The sequence below is a fragment of the Nitrosospira sp. CT genome (assembly GCF_059489795.1).
The window spans coordinates 65,124-84,186 of the sequence record NZ_JCAHZJ010000065.1; the positions used below are offsets into that span (position 1 = coordinate 65,124).

The window sequence follows — 19,063 nt, forward strand, 5'->3', positions numbered from 1 at the left end:
AACCGGGAATCCTACGGGTTAATCTACCCATTTGCGCGCATTGCGGAACATTCTCATCCACGGTCCATCCTCGCGCCAGCCGGGATGCCATGACTGCTGCACTGCCCGAAACCCGCGCTCTGGATGCGGCATGAGAACGCTGAATCTTCCATCGACAGTTGTCATGCCGGCGATACCTTGTGGAGAGCCGTTGGGATTCAAGGGATAGAGCTCGGTCGGCTTACCCCGATGATCCACATAACGCAATGCGACCAGGGATGAAACTGCTGAGGCAGCATTCTCACCCGTAAATTCTGCATAGCCTTCCCCATGTGCAACAGCGATGGGCATGCGACTGCCCGCCATGCCATCGAAAAACAGCGATGGACTATGCTGCGCTTCGACCATGACAAACCGTGCCTCGAATTGCTCCGATCTGTTTCTGACAAATCTGGGCCAATGTTCGGCGCCTGGAATAATCTGATGCAGGTTGCTCATCATCTGGCAGCCATTGCATACGCCAAGGGCAAAGGTATCAGCACGCGCAAAAAAAGCCTCAAACTCATCGCGGGCGCGCGCATTGAACAGGATCGAATTGGCCCAGCCTTCCCCTGCTCCCAGCACATCCCCATAAGAAAACCCTCCGCACGCGGTGAAGCCTTTGTAATCCCTGAGGGTGACACGCCCCTCGATGATATCGCTCATATGCACATCAACGACGGCAAATCCTGCACGATCGAAAGCGGCTGCCATTTCCACGTGACCGTTCACGCCCTGTTCGCGCAGCACCGCTATTTTTGGTTTCGCCCCTGCCTGAATGAAAGGGGAGCAGATGTCCTCATCTACATCGAAGGTGAGCTCCGCATGCAGGCCGGGATCATGCAGATCGAGAATGCGGTCATACTCCTGCTGTGCGTATTCCGGATTGTCGCGGAGCTTTTGCATCTGATAGGTGGTCTCCGACCAGGCGCGATGCAAGTCAACGCGTTTCTCCGCGAATACCGGCTTATTATTGCGCAGAAACCGGATCTCATCCCCGGCATTGACACTGCCGATGACAAAACTCGCCTCACCCAGACCCGCATCCGCCAAAACACTCAGCACTTCCCGGCGCTGATCGGTTCTTGTCTGAATGACAGCCCCCAGCTCTTCATTGAACAGAACTGACATGAGGCCTGCCGTGAATCTTCCATCCAGCGCTTCAGGCTGCATCTCGCTGCCATCGATATCGGTAGCGATCGAATCAAAGCACAACTGGTCCAAGTTGATGGTCATGCCGGCATGCCCGGCAAAAGCCATTTCGCACAGGGTGGCAAACATCCCCCCGTCAGAACGATCGTGGTAGGCAATAATGCTGCCTTCACGGTTCAGGCGCTGTATGGCGGCAAAAAAACCTTTGAGCCGCTCCGCACCCTCAACGCCTGCTATATCGGGGACGACATCTCCCACCTGCTTGTAAACCTGGGCAAGGGCAGAACCGCCCAGACGATTGCGTCCCTCCCCCAGATCGATCAGGATGAGTTCCGTCTCGCCACAGTCTGTGCGCAACTGAGGCGTCAGCGTCTTGCGCGCATCCGTTACTCTCGCAAACGCCGAGACAATCAAGGACAACGGTGCAATCACCTCTTTTCGCACCGATTGGCCAAGCCCGGCCTCGCCTTCCGAGACAGTCCAGACAGTCTTCATCGACATCGAATCCTTCCCTACAGGGATGCTGATTCCCAGTCGGGGGCAGAATTCCATTCCGACGGCCTGCACTGCGTCATACAGGGCCGCGTCCTCACCAGGATGTCCTGCTGCCGCCATCCAGTTGGCGGAAAGCTTGATTTCTCCGAGGTGCTCGATCTGCGCGGCGGCAATGTTGGTAATGGCTTCACCCACCGCCATGCGCGCAGAGGCGGCGGAATCGATCAGTGCCAGGGGAGTGCGCTCGCCCACTGCGAAAGCTTCACCCAGATAGGTGTTGTACCCCATCAGGGTAACTGCCACATCCGCTACCGGCACCTGCCATGGCCCCACCATCTGGTCGCGCGCAGTCATGCCGCCGACAGTGCGGTCCCCGATACTGATCAAAAAAGTCTTGTCCGCCACCGCGGGCAGCCGCAGCACGCGGTATGCCGCTTCCCGAAGATTCAATCCCGCGGCGTCGAATGACGGCAGCGCTTTCCTGATGTGCGTAACATCACGCATCATCTTCGGCGGCTTGCCCAGCAGCACCGAAAGATCCATGCCGACCGGCTGATTGCCGAACAACGGATCGGCGACAACAAGTTGTTCTTCCACGGTCGCCGTGCCGACTACGGCGAAGGGACAGCGCTCGCGCTCGCAAATGGCGCGGAACAATTCCAACGAATCCGGTCTGATTGCAAGAACATAGCGCTCCTGCGCCTCATTGCTCCAGATCTGCATGGGTGACATGCCCGGCTCTTCGGATGGAATCGCGCGCAAATCGACACGTCCGCCGCGGCCGGAACCATGCAACAGCTCAGGCAGGGCGTTCGACAGACCACCCGCGCCGACGTCGTGGATCGACAGGATCGGGTTGGGTTGGCCGCGCCTTTCCATCTGCCAGCAACAATCGATGACCTCCTGCGCGCGCCGCTCCATTTCGGGATTGCCGCGCTGGACGGAATCGAAATCGAGCGCCTCCGCATTTATTCCCGTATCCATGCTGGAGGCGGCACCTCCCCCAAGCCCGATCAACATTCCCGGCCCACCCAGCTGAACGAGCAGGGCGCCCGATGCAAATTCCTGCTTGAACGCATGCCTGCCGCTGATGTGGCCTATCCCGCCCGCGAGCATGATGGGCTTGTGGTAGCCGCGCATTTCGCCTGCCACACGTTCTTCAAAGGTGCGGAAATAGCCGGCCAGGTTGGGACGCCCGAATTCGTTATTGAATGCAGCGCCCCCGATCGGTCCTTCCAGCATGATCTGCAGGGCGGATGCGATGCGCCCCGGTTTACCGTAGATTTGTTCCTCCGGCGCGGGTCCTTGCAACTCCCAGGGTTGAATAAAATCCGGGATATTCAGATTGGAAACGGAGAAACCGCAAAGGCCCGCTCTCGGTTTGGCGCCCCGCCCAGTAGCCCCCTCATCCCGAATTTCGCCTCCCACGCCGGTCGCTGCGCCTGGAAAGGGTGAGATCGCAGTCGGATGATTATGGGTCTCCACTTTCATCAGGATATGGGTCTGCTCTTGCGCGTAATCGTACAGGTTGTCGTTCCCGGGATAGAAGCGGGCAATTTCAGCGCCTTCGATAATGGCGGAATTATCCGCGTAAGCGACCACGGTTCCGCCGGGATGCTCGCGGTGGGTATTACGTATCATCGAAAACAGGGAAGCCTCCCGCAGCACACCATCGATGATCCAGTCCGCGTTGAAAATCTTGTGGCGACAATGCTCCGAGTTTGCCTGAGCAAACATCATCAGTTCGACATCCGTCGGATTACGCCCGACCCTCAGGAAATAGTCCGCAAAATAGTCGATTTCCTCCGGCGACAGTGCAAGTCCCATTTCGCTGTTCGCCTTCAGTAATGCGTCCCGCCCCCCCTCCAGCACATCCACCGCATTGAATGGCAAGGGTTCGAAATGCCTGAACAACTGCTCCGCGTCCTCGAATGAATTGAATACTGCCTCAGTCATACGGTCGTGTATCAGCACAAGCAATGACTGCCTGGCAGTGCCGGAAACCTTTTTGCTGGCTTCGACGTAATAAGCCACCCCTCGCTCCAGCCGTGCCACAGTGTCCAATCCACAGTTATGTGCGATATCGGTTGCCTTTGTGGACCATGGGGAGATGGTGCCTGGGCGTGGCAGGACCAGAAACAACTCGCCTTGCGATGACGGCAGATGTATCCGGCCCGCACCGATACTTGCGCTGGACTGGATACTTGCGCTGCCCAGCGGAATATCCTCGGGTACCGCCTTGAGCAACCTTGCCAGAATAGAGACTTCGTTTTCCTGCAACGGGCGCGCAACCGAGCAAAAATACCAATATTCGGCATAAATATGGGAAACTTGGGGAACTGAAACCTTAAGAGCGGCGGCCAGTTTTTTCTGCCGGAAAGAAGAAAGCGCACTGCCGCCACGAAGTCTGAGCATCCGGAAGATAAAGATGATGATGGGAAAGAACGTGATTTTACACGAGAAGGCCGGCTCCCCCCAGTCCGGCAAGACGGTATAGGCAGATCGCATGAGCACGCTCAGGCACAATCCATCCACCGCCATTTACTCCACGGCTGAGATCAGGGAAATCGAGCATCTGGCGGCTGCCCTGCCTGATCGGCCTCAATTGATGGAAGCAGCGGGCCTGGCCACCGCTGAAACTGTCCGTGACCGGCTGCTCTCCACCCATAAAACCCGCTTGCTGGTACTGGCGGGCCCCGGAAACAACGGGGGCGATGCCTTTGTCGCGGCGCGCCACCTGCAGGAGTGGCAGTTCAAAGTGACGCTGGTGTTTACCGGCGTGCAGGCAAAGTTATCGGAGGATGCACGACGAGCGCTGGATGCCTGGGTTGCCACCGGCGTTGAGATGCTTCCCGAAATTCCAGAAAACGCGACATGGGATGCCGTGATCGACGGCCTGTTCGGCATCGGCCTGGACCAGCAAGGGGGCCGGGAACTGGATGGCAAATATCTGGCCATGGTGAATACCGTCAATGCCATGAAGCTGCCGGTACTGTCCATTGACATTCCCAGTGGCCTGGGGAGCGATACTGGCGCCGTGTGCGGCGCGGCTGTCATCGCAACCATGACGGTAACGTTCATCGGTCTGAAACCCGGCCTCTTCACGAATGATGGCCCTGATTATTGTGGGGAAGTTTTTTTGCACGACCTCGGTCTCGACGTCTCATCCTTGAAGAAACCCGATTCATGGCTGATGGACCAGGTTCACATCCGCGGGCTCCTGCCACCTCCCCGGCGTGCCAACAGTCACAAGGGCATGTTCGGCAGTATCGGGGTAATCGGAGGATCAACCGGCATGGTCGGAGCCTCGCTTCTGGCTGGTACCGCGGCGCTGAAACTGGGCGCGGGACGCGTTTACCTGGGGTTAATGGCGCCGGACGCGCCAGAGGTCGATACCGTCCAGCTGGAGCTGATGCTGCACTCCATCCAGGATCTGTTCAAGCTGGAGCAGTTGAACTGTCTGGTGGTCGGCCCCGGTCTGGGAACAGAAACCGCTGCCTGCTTCTGGCTCAAGTGTGCGCTGGAATCGACCCTGCCACTGGTTCTCGATGCGGATGCCTTGAATCTTGCTGCCTCGCATTCCGAAATAGCGGAATTGCTGCGGAAACGGTTGCACGAGCGCAATGCGCCTTCCATTCTCACTCCGCATCCGGCTGAGGCCGCGCGCCTCTTGCAAAGCAGCACGGCTTCCGTGCAACAAAACCGTATGGCAGCCGCTGCGGAGCTGGTGCAGCGTTATAACTGCTGGGCCGTGTTGAAAGGCGCAGGCAGCGTGTGCGCGATGCCGGATGGCAGGCGCTTCATCAACACAAGTGGAAATCCGGGCTTAAGCAGTGCCGGGACGGGCGATATCCTATCCGGGATGATTGGCGCCTTTCTGGCACAGCAGTTAGATCCGGAAAACGCGCTGCTCACCGCCGTATATCTTCATGGTGCGGCTGCCGATGTATTGCAGAAGCAGCACGGCGGCTGCATTGGAATGACCGCATCCGAGATTCCCAATGCAGCCCGCAACCTTTTGAACCAATGGGTTGCCGTTACTTCTGCCCCGACACCTCACCGGGAAGAAGGCTAAACAGCTAAGGGCACCAAAGGATCACCAAAAAATCCTAAAGGCCCACCATTCACGGCGCCTTTCCGCCTGCATTGCGAAATACCGCGATTGCCTCGGCACTGCCCACTCTTCAGTTGTCATTGCTACTTGCCGCGGTCTCAGGCGTATACCTGGCCCGAGTGCGCTATGGCATTTCGCTGAGCGTCCAATACGCGTCGATTGACCTGATGACTTCGACGAATTGCCAGTAGTCGACTGGCTTCGCCATATATCCAGCCACCCCGAAATTGAAACTGTTCACCTTGTCCTGCTGTTCATCTGATGTCGTCAGAACCACTACCGGGATACGCCTAAACCTGTCGTCGCTCTTTACCGCTTCCAGGAATTCGATACCGTTCATGATAGGCATGTTCAAATCCAGCAGAATGATGCAGGGTTTATCATTGGTTTCGTCCTCGAGGTAGGTCAATCCATCCTCGCCGTTTTCCCGGTGCACGACCTTGTTGCTAACGTGAATCTGCTTGAGGGCGCGGGTAACGGACATCATGTCCACCAGGTCATCTTCAACCAGGAGAATTGGCTTGTTGGTTACTTTCATGACAGTTTTCCTGGTTTTATCCCTTAAATTTTATTTCTTGGTTTTATCCTTGAGATCTTCTCTCAGCAAAATGGAACTGAGCCCCTTGGGTACAATTTATTACTCATTCCTCAGTTTTATTCTGTTCGTTTTCTCACATAGACGGGTTAAAGGAGGTTAAAGCAAGTCAAAGTAAAAAAGATGCGATTCTGAAAGACACTGACGATAGCATCCAGAAAATGGACGTATTATGGGGGACTGGTATACGTTTTGCACTGGATGACTTCGGTATAGGATATTCTTCCCTGGCTTACCTCAAGCGTTTACCTGTGGAGAAGATCAAGATCGACCGGAGTTTCGTGCGCGACATCTCCCACGATCTAAGCAATGAAGTAATTGTTCCCACCATTATCGAGATGAGCAACACTCTTGGGATGAAAGTCATTGCCGAGGGGGTAGAAACAGAAACCAGCGAGACATTCTCGCGCGAAATGGATGTTACACTTCTCAAGGTTATCTGTTTGGAAAACCTCTTCCCATTGAGGATTTTCTGAAACATTAGGTGCTGACGCCCTTAACCTCTTGCTTTTCACCTGCTATCGCCCTCCCGGCTTTTCCCCAAACTTTTCGGATGCTTGCGCAGTCAATGAGCTTGAGTAACAGGAATAGACCTCGCCCTTGTGCACCGGGTCGAGGCTTCGGAGTGTACTTCAGTCCAATGGAGAAAACTGGGGAAAAAGAAATAATATGCCCCATGCTCAATTCTCCCCTGCACCACCCCAGCCAGAACCATCTCCTCGCCGCTTTGCCGGCAACGGAGCTTGATAATCTAATACCGCATCTGGAGCTGATTCATGTGTCGCCTGGAGATATTCTCTGCGAAGCAGGAGATCAGCTTCCTTATGCCTACTTTCCCGCTTCTGCCATTATTTCCCTCCATTACATTCTGGAAAATGGCGCCTCGTCGGAAATCGCAAACGTAGGAAGGGAGGGCATGCTTGGAGTCTCGTTGCTCATGGGAGGGGAAACTACCAGCAGTCGGGCAACGGTCCAAATCCCTGGCTTTGCCTATCGCCTGAAGGCCCCCTTTCTGCTACAGGGGCTCAACAGGGGAGGACTGCTGCAATGGATATTATTGCGTTATAGTCAGGCACTTATTACACAGATCGCCCAGATCGGGGTGTGTAACCGGTATCATACAATCGAGCAACAGCTATGCCGCTGGTTCCTGTTAACGCTGGATCGCCTTGACTCCAGCAAACTGAGCATGACGCAGGAATTGATTGCCAATGCTCTTGGGGTAAGCCGGGAAAGCGTTGCGGGAGTTGCGGGAAAATTACAGCGAAAGGAAATCATTCGCTACCATCGGGGCCATATTACGATACTTAATCGGACCAGGCTGGAAACAGGGGCGTGCGAATGCTATGAAACAATAAAGAAGGAATTTGACCAGGCGCTTGAGGACATGCGGAAGCCGGAATTACATCAAGGCAATCGGTCACCCAAAAAGATACTGCCACTTCCGTAGTATCATCCTCCGTATTTCGCTGGTCCCGCTCTGTACGTTTCGGCACGAAGCCCCATGCAGTGGACTCCTGTTCAACTCCTCAACTCCTCAACTCCACTCAACCGCACTCAGCGATCAACGCACTCAGCGATCAACGCACTCAGCGATCAAGTTGATATATCAGTGTGGCTTGTTTCACCACCGATGAACGTGCGACTTTTTCTTCCTTTACAGTCATGGAGAATTTGGCATGTATGCGGGATGGCGCACAGAAAGAAAATAGAAACAGAGCTATAAAGTTTATGTTGATCCTGATCGATAAGGGGATAGAGGCGATCAGGTCGGTCGCCTGGATAGAAATGGAATTTATGGGCAACACTGTCCCATTAGCCGGATTGGCACTCTGTCCTCAATTTCGGGTCTTGCTTTCTTGCCGCAGCGCCTCGTCGTTCTTCATATCTACTACTGCTATTCTGCTTTGCTCTTCAAAAGGCAGAAGCAATAGTAGAAAGCTCGGTCAATCGTCGCGCTGTAATAGCGGCGGCATATATAGAAGAGCGCAACGAAAGGCGGCGAAAAATGTGGCAGAGTTTTCATGGTTCATGATCAATAAGGAGATTCCAGATGGCAGTGCTCGTTACACACCCTGCGCCCGACTTCACTAAACCTGCTGTTCTGGCGGATGGCACCTTCAATGATACCTTCAACTTTCATGCGCAAATTGCTGGCAAATATGCCGTATTGTTCTTTTATCCCCTGGATTTCACCTTTGTCTGCCCTTCCGAAATCCTGGCGCACTCGCACCGCGCAGAGGAGTTTCACAAGCGCAATGTGGAAGTGATCGGAGTCTCGGTGGATTCCCAGTTCACCCACTACGCCTGGCGCAACACCCCGGTCGATAAAGGCGGCATCGGCCCGGTGGGAATCACGCTGGTATCCGATGTAGGGGGAGATATCATGCACGCTTACGGCATTGCTCACCCGGACCACGTTGCCCTCCGCGCCTCTTTCCTGATAGATAAAAACGGCATCGTGCGCCATGAAGTCGTTAATGACCTGCCCCTGGGGCGCGATGTGGACGAAATGCTGCGCATGGTCGATGCCTTGCAATTCCACGAAAGCCATGGAGAGGTATGTCCGGCTGGGTGGAAAGCAGGTGAGCCGGGGATGAAAGCCAGTCCCGAGGGTGTAGCGGAATACCTGGAAAGCCATGGCGAAGCGCTCTGATGCAACAAGCCTGTGCTCACCTCCTTGAACTCCTGTAACCATAAAGGTGAAACATATGGATTTCGATAAAGACAAGGCGATTGCACTGCTGAACAGAATCATGGAGCTCGAGCTTGCCGGAGTGGTGCGATACACGCATTATTCATTGATGGTCTTCGGCTACAACCGAATTCCAGTGGTGGAATGGCTCAAGAAGCAGGCTGAAGAAGGACTGCTCCATGCCCATAAAGCCGGCGAACTCGTCACCTTGCTGGGAGGCTATCCTTCGCTTGGGATCGGATCTCTGCTAGAAACGCACGTGCATGACATTGGCGATATTCTGCGGGAATCGCTGGAGCATGAGAACCAGTCGCTCATCGCCTACTATGAGTTGCTGGAGTTGACCCAGGGCAAGTCAGTGCTGCTGGAGGATTATGCGCGCGGCCTTGTCGTCGAAGAGGAAATGCATGCAGACGAAGTCAACAAGATGTTGCGGAGAACGGGAAAGACAGGCGTATACGAAACGCCCAAGAGTTAGGCATGCAAGATGCCGGTTACGTTAAAAGCGATGCAGATTGCCTTACTCTTCGCCTGCCTTAGGGCTGTAAACCATTCCGCTTAGCTGAATCATCAGGTCAATTTCGCTTTCTTCCTCATCCAGGTTCTGATCGTCTTGATCGAATTGGTAGAACTCGGTCAATGAAGAAAGCGGATCGTGCTCCGCTACATTGGCGGATGTCAGGGAAAGGAATGGTTGCAACATTACATCAGCCAGGCTCATACACTCCTCCTGGCTGGTTGTGAGATCGACTTCATAAATGCAGGTAGCCGGGATTTCATGATTTGCCTCCTTTTGAGCAATCCAGCCAATATCATTTGAAACCTTTGTCAGCTCGTACAGGCTACCTGCAACAGATGGCAGTACGATGAAAGTTTTATGAATTATTAAACTTCTCGAAAGCTTTGTCTCCTTTCCCCGTTCTACTGGCGACCTACCCGCATTTCATCCCCTTCCGGAATATTCAAAAGTAACCGGCTCCAACAGGGGGCGCTGGCAATCGTCGCGCATCAATGCGGCAGTTTCTCCCAGTGCGATTTCACGCAGCCTGCACCGCATGTTCAGGACGCCATTACCCGACTCGAATACACCGCAGGTATGCATCGTGCTGCAAGCCGGTTCATTCTCGGAAGCCTCGTGTGGTCCGACGTTATTCATGACCGCTACCGGCAAATGAGGATAGCGACGTCTCGCTTCCCGCACCCATTGCACCAGGTTCACCTGCTGGGTGCAGTCGTCTACTGCGCCGTCGACCAGAACCATGTCATAGGCTTCCAGGTCCGGCTCCGGGAAGCTGTCCAGCGTTTTTCGCTCCAGCCTGTGCTTGGATTTTTCAAGCAACAGCTGCAGGAGCTGCCGGGTATCCTGTCTCTCTCCAACCAGTAGAATATTCATGCGGCCTTCCTCTGTGAGTTTTCCGGGAGCGTCCCAAAAAGGGCGAATTCGGTGATTGCATCGATTTCGATATAACATGCGACTGTCAAAACCCGACCGATTTTGATCGGTGCACCCAACCTCGAAACGTTCACGCCAAGCTTGCGTATCAGTCTCTCCACTGCGACGGTGGTAACGGTTACATAGCGCTTTATCTTGTTGTGGCGCGCGAAAAGAAACAGGGTCTGCATCATTTTTACCGGAATTTCGCTAAAACCGAAACCGGCACTCTCATATTTGGGGATCATGACGGCAAAGCGGCTCAATTCCCAGACATCCGGTTGCTGCGGCGCTGGCTGTCCGTGCAGGAGCTGCGGGAAAGTATCCTTCAACATGTAGGGTCCCTGGGTGGGAAGCAATCGCCAGCAGCCGAGCACCTCGTCTTCATCCCCCTCGCCTCCCTCATTCCCCTCATTTCCTTTCGCCAGAACATAGACGGGATCTGCAAGATCGAACTCGTCATGCTCCATCCCGTTATCCGTGGTTACTTCCCAGCCGAGCCTGTCGTGAAAAACTTCGTGCCTCAGCCGATACATTCCCATTGCGGCCCGTTTATCAAGAGAACCATTGCCATGTTGTGCAAGCATGATCTGTCCCATTTTTTCACCCGTCGTTGGTTGATAACGACGCTATGAAACAACGGAACCGAACCCCCGAATAGCTGTAAAATCTTACAGGACCGGATGAGGTATATCGGCTGTAATCCTTTCCTGATGCGGGTTTCGGCAGGTAGGAGGAGATGCGTGCAAAGCGGGTTTTTACGGTAAAACGGGCGGGAAATGCAGCATTCTGTCGAGGTGTCCGTTCGAATCCACCACAACCCGATGGCTCGGCCGCATAATGACAAAATCATAAAACGGAACTTTGCGCGGCCATAAAGACTGTTCCTCAGCAGGGAAGCAAGAAAAATGGGTATAGGAGGACGACGGAGGATGGATCTCCCATCTCTCTATCGGTCCGAAGACTGGATTAGCTGTTACAGGAGTACTTGGAGACTTATGCCGTGGCACTCACGAACGCTCGGACCGATGGGTACAGCAAGGTCTCTCAGAACCTGGGGCCGCACTTCCGCTCACATCCTTGGCACGTTGTGGTAAACAGGATGAGAGCGGGTGATCTCAGGCTCTGGAGGGAGAATACGGCTGTGCTGATGAGCCCTTACCAGAAGTAAGGGCTGGCTGAAGGGATTGTTATAGAAGCATGTTCAAGCAAAAAGATGTTTTCCCCCCAGCAAGGATGATTCCCTGCAGGGGAGCTGAACCTCTCTACCATCAGTTGAAATTGAATCGGATGGAACCGAAGGCGCTGAGAGGATTTCCAGGCAATGCCCCTGCAAATGTCGGATTGGTATAGTAGGTTTTATCCGTGAGGTTCTTTATGTTGACGGCGAGATCAACTCTTTTGATGCGATAAGACGCGGCCGCGTCAAACACGACATAAGACGGCACTTTGAGAAAATTCAGCGAGTCGGCATAGGAATCTCCTTTATAGGTGACGCCGAACCCGAACATCAACCCACGGGCCAGGCCGCTCTGTATTTCGTACGTCGCCCACAGATTGCCCATGGTGGTTGCAACCCCGACGGGCCGATTTCCATAAATACTTCTCGTAATCAGGGCGTCAGTAATAGGATCTCTCCCGAGAACTACCTCATTACTGGCCAAGACCCGCGCCTTCGTTTCCGGATCCATTACCACGCCATTGCCGATAATGCTCAAACCGGCAATTGGACGCACGCCAAGCGATACTTCTACGCCTCTGGTTTGATCCTTGCCATCCGGCGTCGGTATGCCATTGGAACCGGGCAGGGTGACGAAGTAATTGTTGCGGCTGGATTGAAACAGCGCCACGTTGAGGTCGGCCCTCCCATCGAAAAACATCATTTTTGCGCCCACTTCAACCTGATCCGACGTCTCGGGCGCGGTGGAGAGTGCTTGCGGCTCGGTGGACAGATTGATGAAGGCGCCGGTGCTGTAACCTGCGTAAAACGCAAGATTCTGGGTAGGCTGATACACGCCGCCCGTGGAGTAGGTGGTCATGGATTTCGTTTGCACTATTTCGCGATATCGGATGGATGATCCGTGCGCTGTCGGATTTGGCCTTTGCAAGCCTTTATCACTGTATTTCACCAGGTCGTTGCGGATTCCAAGGCGAAGCTTGAACTGCTCGCTCAAGTCGATCTGGTCCTGGGCATAAAACGAGACCTGGTCACTGCCAATATGGCGGTCAAAAGTCAGTGAACCGCCATTAACTTTAGGATCGTTCAGTGAAGTTTCCACTACCGGGTTAAAGATGTTTATGCGGTCCAGAGTGTAAGTCGAGCGAGCCGCGTTGATGTCTACATTCTTGTATTCGAAACCTCCCAGAAAGGTGTGCTTGATAGGCCCCGTGCTCGTTTTCCAAACGAACTCATTTTGCAAGGTGGTGTAACCGGCATTATCGAACTGCTGGTACGCGGTGCGTCCCGTGCTAAACCCGCTCGAATTACCCTGATTGCCGCCGGCATTGCGCAATAGCTCGAGCGTCCGCGCATCGTAGACGAACGCGGTGCGCATGCTCAAAGTGTCCGATATGGTCCAGTGGTGCGTCAGGCCAAGCCGATTGATGGTATGGTCGGTCTTGTTGAACCGGCTGTAATAGCGCGTGTCGCGGGATACATTGGCGATATTGGAATTTTCGTCAAAGAGTATGCCGTAATTGTCGGGCTTGATTTTGAGCTCGCGGTGATCATAGTCTACATGGAGTGTCTTATCGTCCGCTAGACGCCAAGTGAAACTGGGGGAAGCCTCGAAAATATTGCGCTCCAGGCCGCGGAACCCGTCGGTGTGCTCCATATCCGCAATGAGACGCCCCGCCACATTCGGCAGATAAGGAATGGCACCCGTCACGTCTACATAGCCGTTCCGCGTGCCGAAGCTGCCCAGCATGGTGCCTGCGGACAGCCCGAAATTGTATCTCGGCTGCTTCGTCACCAAATTGAGACTGCCGCCAGGACCGGCGACACCAAACAGCGCGGAGCCGGGACCCTTCAGCACTTCAATACGCTCGATGTCGTACATCGTGCGAAAATAGTTGTTCTGGAGATTTCCATCCGGAATATAGTCACGGAAAAAACTGAGCGCCAGGCCGCGCGACGTAAAGCTGTTGGCAAATCCGTAACCGCCGCCCATGAGTGGCTGCACGCTGCTGACATTACGCATGGCGTCATTCATCTCGATGACACCCTGCTCCTTAAGGACAGACGCCGGCACGACATTGACTGTCGCAGGGATGTCACGCAAGGGTGTATCTGTCTTGCTGCCGGTGCGGGCGACGTCCTCGATCGTTCCTGGACGGACCCGCCCGGTAGTCACCTTGATCTCCGGCAGGGTTGCACTTTTTTCCTTCTCTTTCCCTGCATCTTGAGATGTCACTGCATCTTGAGTCGCCGCTGCATCTTGAGCCGTCACGGGCAACGGTATCAATGACCATGAACAAAACAGGGTTATAGGGACCAAAAAGCGGGATGCGGGCTTGAATCTGGATAACTGTTTCACTTATAGCCTCTTTTAATTTTTTTACTGCTGGCTGGCTACAAGCACGAAGGCGTTGGCTGGCTGTGGATACTTTTTCCCAGCGAAACTGGGCGGGAAATTATAATCAATTGGACATTCTTTTATCGCAATTCAGGGACTCAGCTCGAATAACGATCATGCGAGCGATAGCGTCGTCAGCATGAGGATCGCAGCAGTCGTCAGGGTCGTACCAATCAACCCGGCTGCCATTAAGCGGGGGCCATGGAGGCGACTCCACAACAAGGTTCCGGTAATTGCTAGCACCAGCAGGCCGCCTGCCAGCGTATCAGTGAGCAATATCCAGACATTGGACATTCCGCTTCCCTTGTGGAAGTTTGCCAGCGTCGCCCAGGCATTGGCTTCTTTACGCTCGATATGCGTCTCGGCATCCCCTTTCCAGTATTCGGCGGTCACGCTGTGATTGGGTGCAAGGAGCGTAATACGCCAGTTTTCCGGCTGTATGACCTGGCCCCCTCCCCATGGCACCGGCCCCGCCGGTTTTTTCTGTGTGCGCGATTTTGCCTCGGGCATTTTGAATTTCTCGCGCAGCCATGATTCCAGTGCCTCCGGTGACTCAACGCTGCTGGCAGGCGGAGTGAGTATTTCGCGGGTTTCATGCTGCGCCGCGAGGGGAATCTTCATTTCACTGCGGTGGTTCAGCAGAATCCCGGATACTCCGAATAGCAAGCCAAGCGCCGCGCCCCAGAGTCCCATCCACGCATGAGTGCGGCGCAGCCAGACCAGAAAGCGGCCGCGCTTCATTCCCTGTGATAAAAAGAGGTAGCCGCGTGGCTCCGTCACTATGGGACGCGCCCCCTGCCCTGCAACTTGAGACTGCACCATGCTCTGCGCAGTTGCTGAAGTTGCGGAAGATTTTGGGGCTCCTTGCACGCCCGGTTGAACAGTGCTCATTTGTACAGGCTGCGTGTAACCTTGTGGCTCTCGACCGCGTATGCTTTGCCCTCGAACTCGCCGGGTTTGTGCATCTCGTATTTCGCTTCGATCACGTACAGACCCGGCTCGAGCAACGAGTAGGTCACCTCCCCTTTCTCATCCGTCTGCAGATGTTTCTCCCAGCCATTGGGTGCGATAACCACGATTTCGACCTTGGGGACGGGGTTTCCCAAGTAGGTCAGGCGCAACGTGTTGCCGGATTCCTGGATATCGAGCGGCAGGCTGCCCCCACTGCCGAGACGCGTATAGAGAAATCTTCTGTAGGTAGGAGACGGGATCTGCCCTTGCGGCTCGCGTATGGATTGCTTGAGCGCCTGCACCAGTACGGCGCCGTCTTGAGCTTCCTTACCTGCCGGTATCGCAAAATAATTATTCTCGCGCCTGACTTCGACAGGCTTTTCAACGCCTTTCGCGTTTACCACCGTCACCTTCGGTTCGATAATGCTATCGAGCCTGCCCGGCGAAGGCTCACGCAGATTTTCCGCGTATTCACCGAAATAAAGCCGGATTGCTCCGGCTTCTTTCTCAAGCCACAGCGCATGAGCTGCGACATCCAGGCTGAGCACGCAGCCGATAATGCCCATACCTGTGGCATAGATAAATTGCGGAAGTTTCATCGAGCTTTTCCTTTTCTATTATTTATCAGGGATTGGAAATGATTGAGTTGTTATAAGTATTTGTCTTGCATCATTTTCCCGGTGCTACATTCCACCGGGTAGACATTCCGGCCATCATGTGATCGTCGACGTGGCAGTGCAGTAGCCAGTTACCGGCCGAACGCGGAATCATATCGACCGAGGTCATGCTTGCGGGGAGCACTTCCACCACATCGGTGCGGCGTCCATGATCGAGTACTGTCTGGGCATGCCAGTGCACGGTGTGGTTATCCGTCTCATTGCCGAGTGCCACGACGTGCCAGCGCACACGCTTTCCAATACTTGTATCGTAACCCTTGAGGTTACCAAAGATACGGCCGTTGATCGTATGCTTCATTCCGCTTTCTTCCCCGTTCTCCTCATTGAAGATCATGAACAAGGTGGTGAACTCCTGGTCCACATCATTCGGCGACGGATCGCGCGCCGATCTTGCCATGCCTTGCCGGGTCACAATGATGGTACCGACCAGGCCGAGATTCGCCTCTTCCTCTTCCATTACATGCGAGTGATACAGCCAGACGATTGATGAAGGATCGGTTGGCCCGGGACCGGAAGCCTCATCCACAACCCAGGTATAAGTGAAGGATTTCCCCGACGGCACCGCGGCCCCGATACCTGCTCCCGCGCTGGCGGCATCGGCCCCCTCGCTTTTCTTGTCATAGAATACGCCGTGCGGGTGCATGGAAAGCGGCCGGTCGGTCTTGTTCAGAAAATGAACCTTGAGGGTATCACCCACCTCTGCCCGAAGCTGGGGTCCCAGAATCCCCGCCCACTCCGGCTGCACCAACCGCTCCTTGTAGCGCCCATCCTTATAGCCAAAATAGCGGTATTTGGGATATGTCAGCGTTTTGCCCCACACTCCCAACCCGTCATCCGGCTTGATCAGATTCTTCCCGGATGGCGCGTAGTTCCAGGTGACTTTTTCCGCCGCAACCCAATACTCCCTTTCCGCGGCCACTGCCTGTCCCATACCGAAAAGCGCAAGAAGACCAAGCAGCGCCATAACCCGGCCTGCATTGCAAATATTCATGTTTTATAATACGAATGATAATCACTGCAAGATATCATAAAAATCATGACCCGACCCCTACTAACCCCTATCGGTTTCTACACCGTCAGGTCTGAGTGTCCTTAAGCGGGTCCCTCTTCGGGAGAAGCTGGCCACCACCTCTTTGATTGATCGAATCTACCCGGTGCGGGGGAGGCACTCAACGCCGCCAGGGTTGCGATACCTTTACGAAAAGTTGAAAGGCTTGAGCGATCCAACAAGACGCAGGGTTTGCCGGAACGCCGGCAGTAACGCTTGACGGTGAAAAAAGCAGTATGGTTTACGCAATCCATGGGACACACAACCATGTCAGCATGGTCCAGCAATACAGGCAGGTGATGTCCCGGGCCCTGAGGCATGTTCCTGTAGATCACCAGCTTACCACCGGAAGCTTCCACTACCCGGCGATATTCCGGATACAGAGCGGCACGTCCCCCTATGCACAGAACGCAACGCCCTCCGATACCGGATCCCTCGCACGCGCCGTCTCCTTTTTCACTGGAAGCGGCAGAAGGTGAATGCTCAAAAGAAAACGACGCAGGCGGAGCGGATTCCCTGATCAGTGGAAACCCATCCGTTTCGGCGACTTCCCGCCCGACACGAATTTCGGAATCGACCCGATCAGGTGGGAGTGAATGAACAAACTTGCCATCTGGCGGCAGCTTTCCGGCAGGTACTGGTTTCGCTCTCTCAATCGCAGGCGACGATCGCCCCAGCCGCGCTATCCGCGTCAGCCTTGCAGGGGTAAAGAAAGGATTGCCGCCCTGCCCCCTGAAAAATTGCCTGACAACCCCGACCAGATTTTTTCCGAGCAGCGCTTGCAATATCTGCGACAGCTGTCCACGACGGACGGGTAAATTCGGGGAAGGAGAGGATTTATCCTGTCCAGAGACTGCGGGATCGCGGTGCTCAAGTTCAATCAGGACAGAAGCGGGAACACAGAGATTAGCCAGCGATGTTGCCTTAAGCTGTTGCACAGCCCATACTCCGGACAGGTCAGAAAGCTGGCTTGCCCTGTATGGGCTGGCTGGCTAAAAGTCAAAAAAGGTAAAAAGATTGAGCAAACTCGATAAAGGCCGCCGCTGGAAAAAACAATCCAGCGGCATCATGAACAAATCTACATCTGGCTCTGCAGCCAGTTCTGGATACCCACCTTCTGCATCACATCCAACTGCGTTTCCAGCCAGTCGATATGCTCTTCAGTATCTTCCAGGATTTCTTTCAGAAGCTCCCGCGAAACGTAATCCTTCGCCGCTTCACACACGGCGATTCCACCAAGCAGCGTTTCGCGTGAAATCATTTCAAGCTTGAGGTCGCAGTCAACGCATTCCTCCGCTTTCTCACCAATCAGAAGCTTGCCCAGTTCCTGCAGATTGGGCAACCCTTCCAGAAACAGGATACGCTTGATGAGCATATCGGCATGCTTCATCTCTTCTATGGATTCCTCATATTCCAGCTTGCCAAGCTTGTCGAAGCCCCAGTTTTCGTACATGCGGGCATGAAGGAAATACTGATTGATGGCCGTCAATTCATGCTGCAATTGGCGGTTAAGCCACTGGATAATGTCTGCGTTGCTCTTCATGTATGCCTCCTCAGGCGAGATCTCGAATTAACGAGTGGGTTTATGTGGAATGGTGTTGAACCACGTTTTTCTGCATCAGTGCCTTTTCCAGGACCTCCTTCGCGTGGCATGCGCATATTCCGCACTGCTCGCTCACACCCAGGCAAGTCTTTAAATCCCGCATCCGGTCGGCACCTCGATGAATGACGGCTTCGCGGATTGCGGTATCGGTTACACCTTTGCAGACACAAATATACATGATGAGCGCCCTAAGTCTACTATTCCCTGCTATTCGTCCAGTATTTCTGCTATTTGGTTAAAATGAGCTTACCGTTACGGGTACGCCGCAAGCGATATTGCTCGCCCTGATGCTGAATAAACACCTCATCACCGTGGGAAAACAGCGCATCGCTATAGATGCGTCGAGTCCGATCCAGCAGGGCGAACTTCTGTTTATCCGCGTTGGTTTCCGGAACTGTGAGTAACTTATCCATGGCGCCGTTTCCGCAGTTATTAATGAGAATGATTCGTATTATAGGCGACTTTGGGTGAAATGCAAGAAGTGAATAAAAAATTTTCTTGATATTTTTCAACAGATCGATCGAAGGATCGCAAGCGATTTGCGTTGACTTCAAGTGTAGAGCCAGATACTCATATCCGGCCAGGTTATAGCCGGTTATAATACCGGTCGGCATATGATTTATTCTCGCATCACACCCTACAACATCACTATTATTCGCATCCTGCATGCTCGCATGGATACTTCCCGTCATCTGTAGAACACCCGCG

The 19,063-nt window shown here is 54.2% G+C and carries 18 protein-coding genes; 5 read left to right on the forward strand and 13 right to left on the reverse strand.

Annotated elements, in window-relative coordinates:
* Positions 1–18: 18 nt before the first annotated feature.
* Positions 19–4,080, reverse strand: coding sequence for a phosphoribosylformylglycinamidine synthase (purL, locus tag AC52W5_RS11380; RefSeq protein WP_495671098.1), 4,062 nt, complete (start codon positions 4,078–4,080; stop codon positions 19–21).
* 91 nt (positions 4,081–4,171) lie between these two features.
* Between purL and AC52W5_RS11385 the strand changes: the two genes are divergently transcribed.
* Positions 4,172–5,740: an NAD(P)H-hydrate dehydratase gene (locus AC52W5_RS11385; protein WP_495671079.1), complete on the forward strand. Its 1,569-nt coding sequence runs from the start codon at positions 4,172–4,174 to the stop codon at positions 5,738–5,740.
* A 163-nt stretch (positions 5,741–5,903) separates the two neighbouring features.
* Here AC52W5_RS11385 and AC52W5_RS11390 read toward each other — a convergent pair whose 3' ends face one another.
* Positions 5,904–6,317 carry a response regulator gene (locus tag AC52W5_RS11390; RefSeq protein ID WP_495671080.1) on the reverse strand — a complete coding sequence of 138 codons (414 nt, stop codon included), beginning with the start codon at positions 6,315–6,317 and terminating at the stop codon, positions 5,904–5,906.
* Between the two features lie 218 nt (positions 6,318–6,535).
* Between AC52W5_RS11390 and AC52W5_RS11395 the strand changes: the two genes are divergently transcribed.
* The 4 genes from AC52W5_RS11395 (at position 6,536) to AC52W5_RS11410 (ending at position 9,547) form a co-directional block, all read left to right on the forward strand.
* Positions 6,536–6,850 carry an EAL domain-containing protein gene (locus AC52W5_RS11395; protein WP_495671081.1) on the forward strand — a complete coding sequence of 105 codons (315 nt, stop codon included), beginning with the start codon at positions 6,536–6,538 and terminating at the stop codon, positions 6,848–6,850.
* A gap of 200 nt (positions 6,851–7,050) precedes the next feature.
* Positions 7,051–7,824 (forward strand): Crp/Fnr family transcriptional regulator, encoded by a 774-nt coding sequence (locus AC52W5_RS11400; protein WP_495671082.1) that lies wholly within the window; start codon positions 7,051–7,053, stop codon positions 7,822–7,824.
* A 603-nt stretch (positions 7,825–8,427) separates the two neighbouring features.
* Complete coding sequence (locus AC52W5_RS11405) at positions 8,428–9,030, forward strand: peroxiredoxin (protein ID WP_107762071.1); 603 nt, start codon at positions 8,428–8,430, stop codon at positions 9,028–9,030.
* 55 nt (positions 9,031–9,085) lie between these two features.
* Entirely contained in the window at positions 9,086–9,547 is a 462-nt protein-coding gene (locus AC52W5_RS11410; RefSeq protein WP_074975454.1) for a ferritin-like domain-containing protein, read from the forward strand.
* A gap of 42 nt (positions 9,548–9,589) precedes the next feature.
* Here AC52W5_RS11410 and AC52W5_RS11415 read toward each other — a convergent pair whose 3' ends face one another.
* The 11 genes from AC52W5_RS11415 to hemP form a co-directional block, all read right to left on the reverse strand.
* On the reverse strand, positions 9,590–9,790 hold the full coding sequence (locus tag AC52W5_RS11415; protein WP_495671083.1) for a hypothetical protein: 201 nt from the start codon (positions 9,788–9,790) through the stop codon (positions 9,590–9,592).
* A 222-nt stretch (positions 9,791–10,012) separates the two neighbouring features.
* Entirely contained in the window at positions 10,013–10,462 is a 450-nt protein-coding gene (locus AC52W5_RS11420) for a hypothetical protein (protein ID WP_074975456.1), read from the reverse strand.
* On the reverse strand, positions 10,459–11,100 hold the full coding sequence (locus AC52W5_RS11425; protein WP_495671084.1) for an acyl-homoserine-lactone synthase: 642 nt from the start codon (positions 11,098–11,100) through the stop codon (positions 10,459–10,461). Before AC52W5_RS11425 ends, AC52W5_RS11420 begins: the two co-directional genes overlap by 4 nt.
* A 672-nt stretch (positions 11,101–11,772) precedes the next feature.
* Positions 11,773–13,914 (reverse strand): TonB-dependent receptor, encoded by a 2,142-nt coding sequence (locus AC52W5_RS11430; RefSeq protein WP_495671085.1) that lies wholly within the window; start codon positions 13,912–13,914, stop codon positions 11,773–11,775.
* A 276-nt stretch (positions 13,915–14,190) separates the two neighbouring features.
* Positions 14,191–14,898 (reverse strand): PepSY-associated TM helix domain-containing protein, encoded by a 708-nt coding sequence (locus tag AC52W5_RS11435; RefSeq protein WP_495671086.1) that lies wholly within the window; start codon positions 14,896–14,898, stop codon positions 14,191–14,193.
* Between the two features lie 65 nt (positions 14,899–14,963).
* Positions 14,964–15,626, reverse strand: a complete 663-nt coding sequence (locus AC52W5_RS11440) for a DUF4198 domain-containing protein (RefSeq protein WP_495671087.1) — start codon at positions 15,624–15,626, stop codon at positions 14,964–14,966.
* 70 nt (positions 15,627–15,696) lie between these two features.
* The gene (locus tag AC52W5_RS11445; protein ID WP_495671088.1) at positions 15,697–16,695 is read right to left on the reverse strand and encodes a multicopper oxidase domain-containing protein; all 999 of its coding nucleotides are present in this window, start codon (positions 16,693–16,695) and stop codon (positions 15,697–15,699) included.
* Positions 16,696–16,796: 101 nt separating this feature from the next.
* On the reverse strand, positions 16,797–17,690 hold the full coding sequence (locus AC52W5_RS11450) for a DUF2325 domain-containing protein (protein WP_495671089.1): 894 nt from the start codon (positions 17,688–17,690) through the stop codon (positions 16,797–16,799).
* Positions 17,691–17,830: 140 nt separating this feature from the next.
* Positions 17,831–18,295: a bacterioferritin gene (gene bfr / locus AC52W5_RS11455; protein ID WP_074975462.1), complete on the reverse strand. Its 465-nt coding sequence runs from the start codon at positions 18,293–18,295 to the stop codon at positions 17,831–17,833.
* A 40-nt stretch (positions 18,296–18,335) separates the two neighbouring features.
* A complete protein-coding gene (locus AC52W5_RS11460; RefSeq protein ID WP_074746923.1) occupies positions 18,336–18,533 on the reverse strand; it encodes a (2Fe-2S)-binding protein in 198 nt (65 codons plus the stop codon).
* Between the two features lie 49 nt (positions 18,534–18,582).
* Positions 18,583–19,047 (reverse strand): hemin uptake protein HemP, encoded by a 465-nt coding sequence (hemP, locus tag AC52W5_RS11465; RefSeq protein WP_495671090.1) that lies wholly within the window; start codon positions 19,045–19,047, stop codon positions 18,583–18,585.
* Positions 19,048–19,063 lie beyond the last annotated feature (16 nt).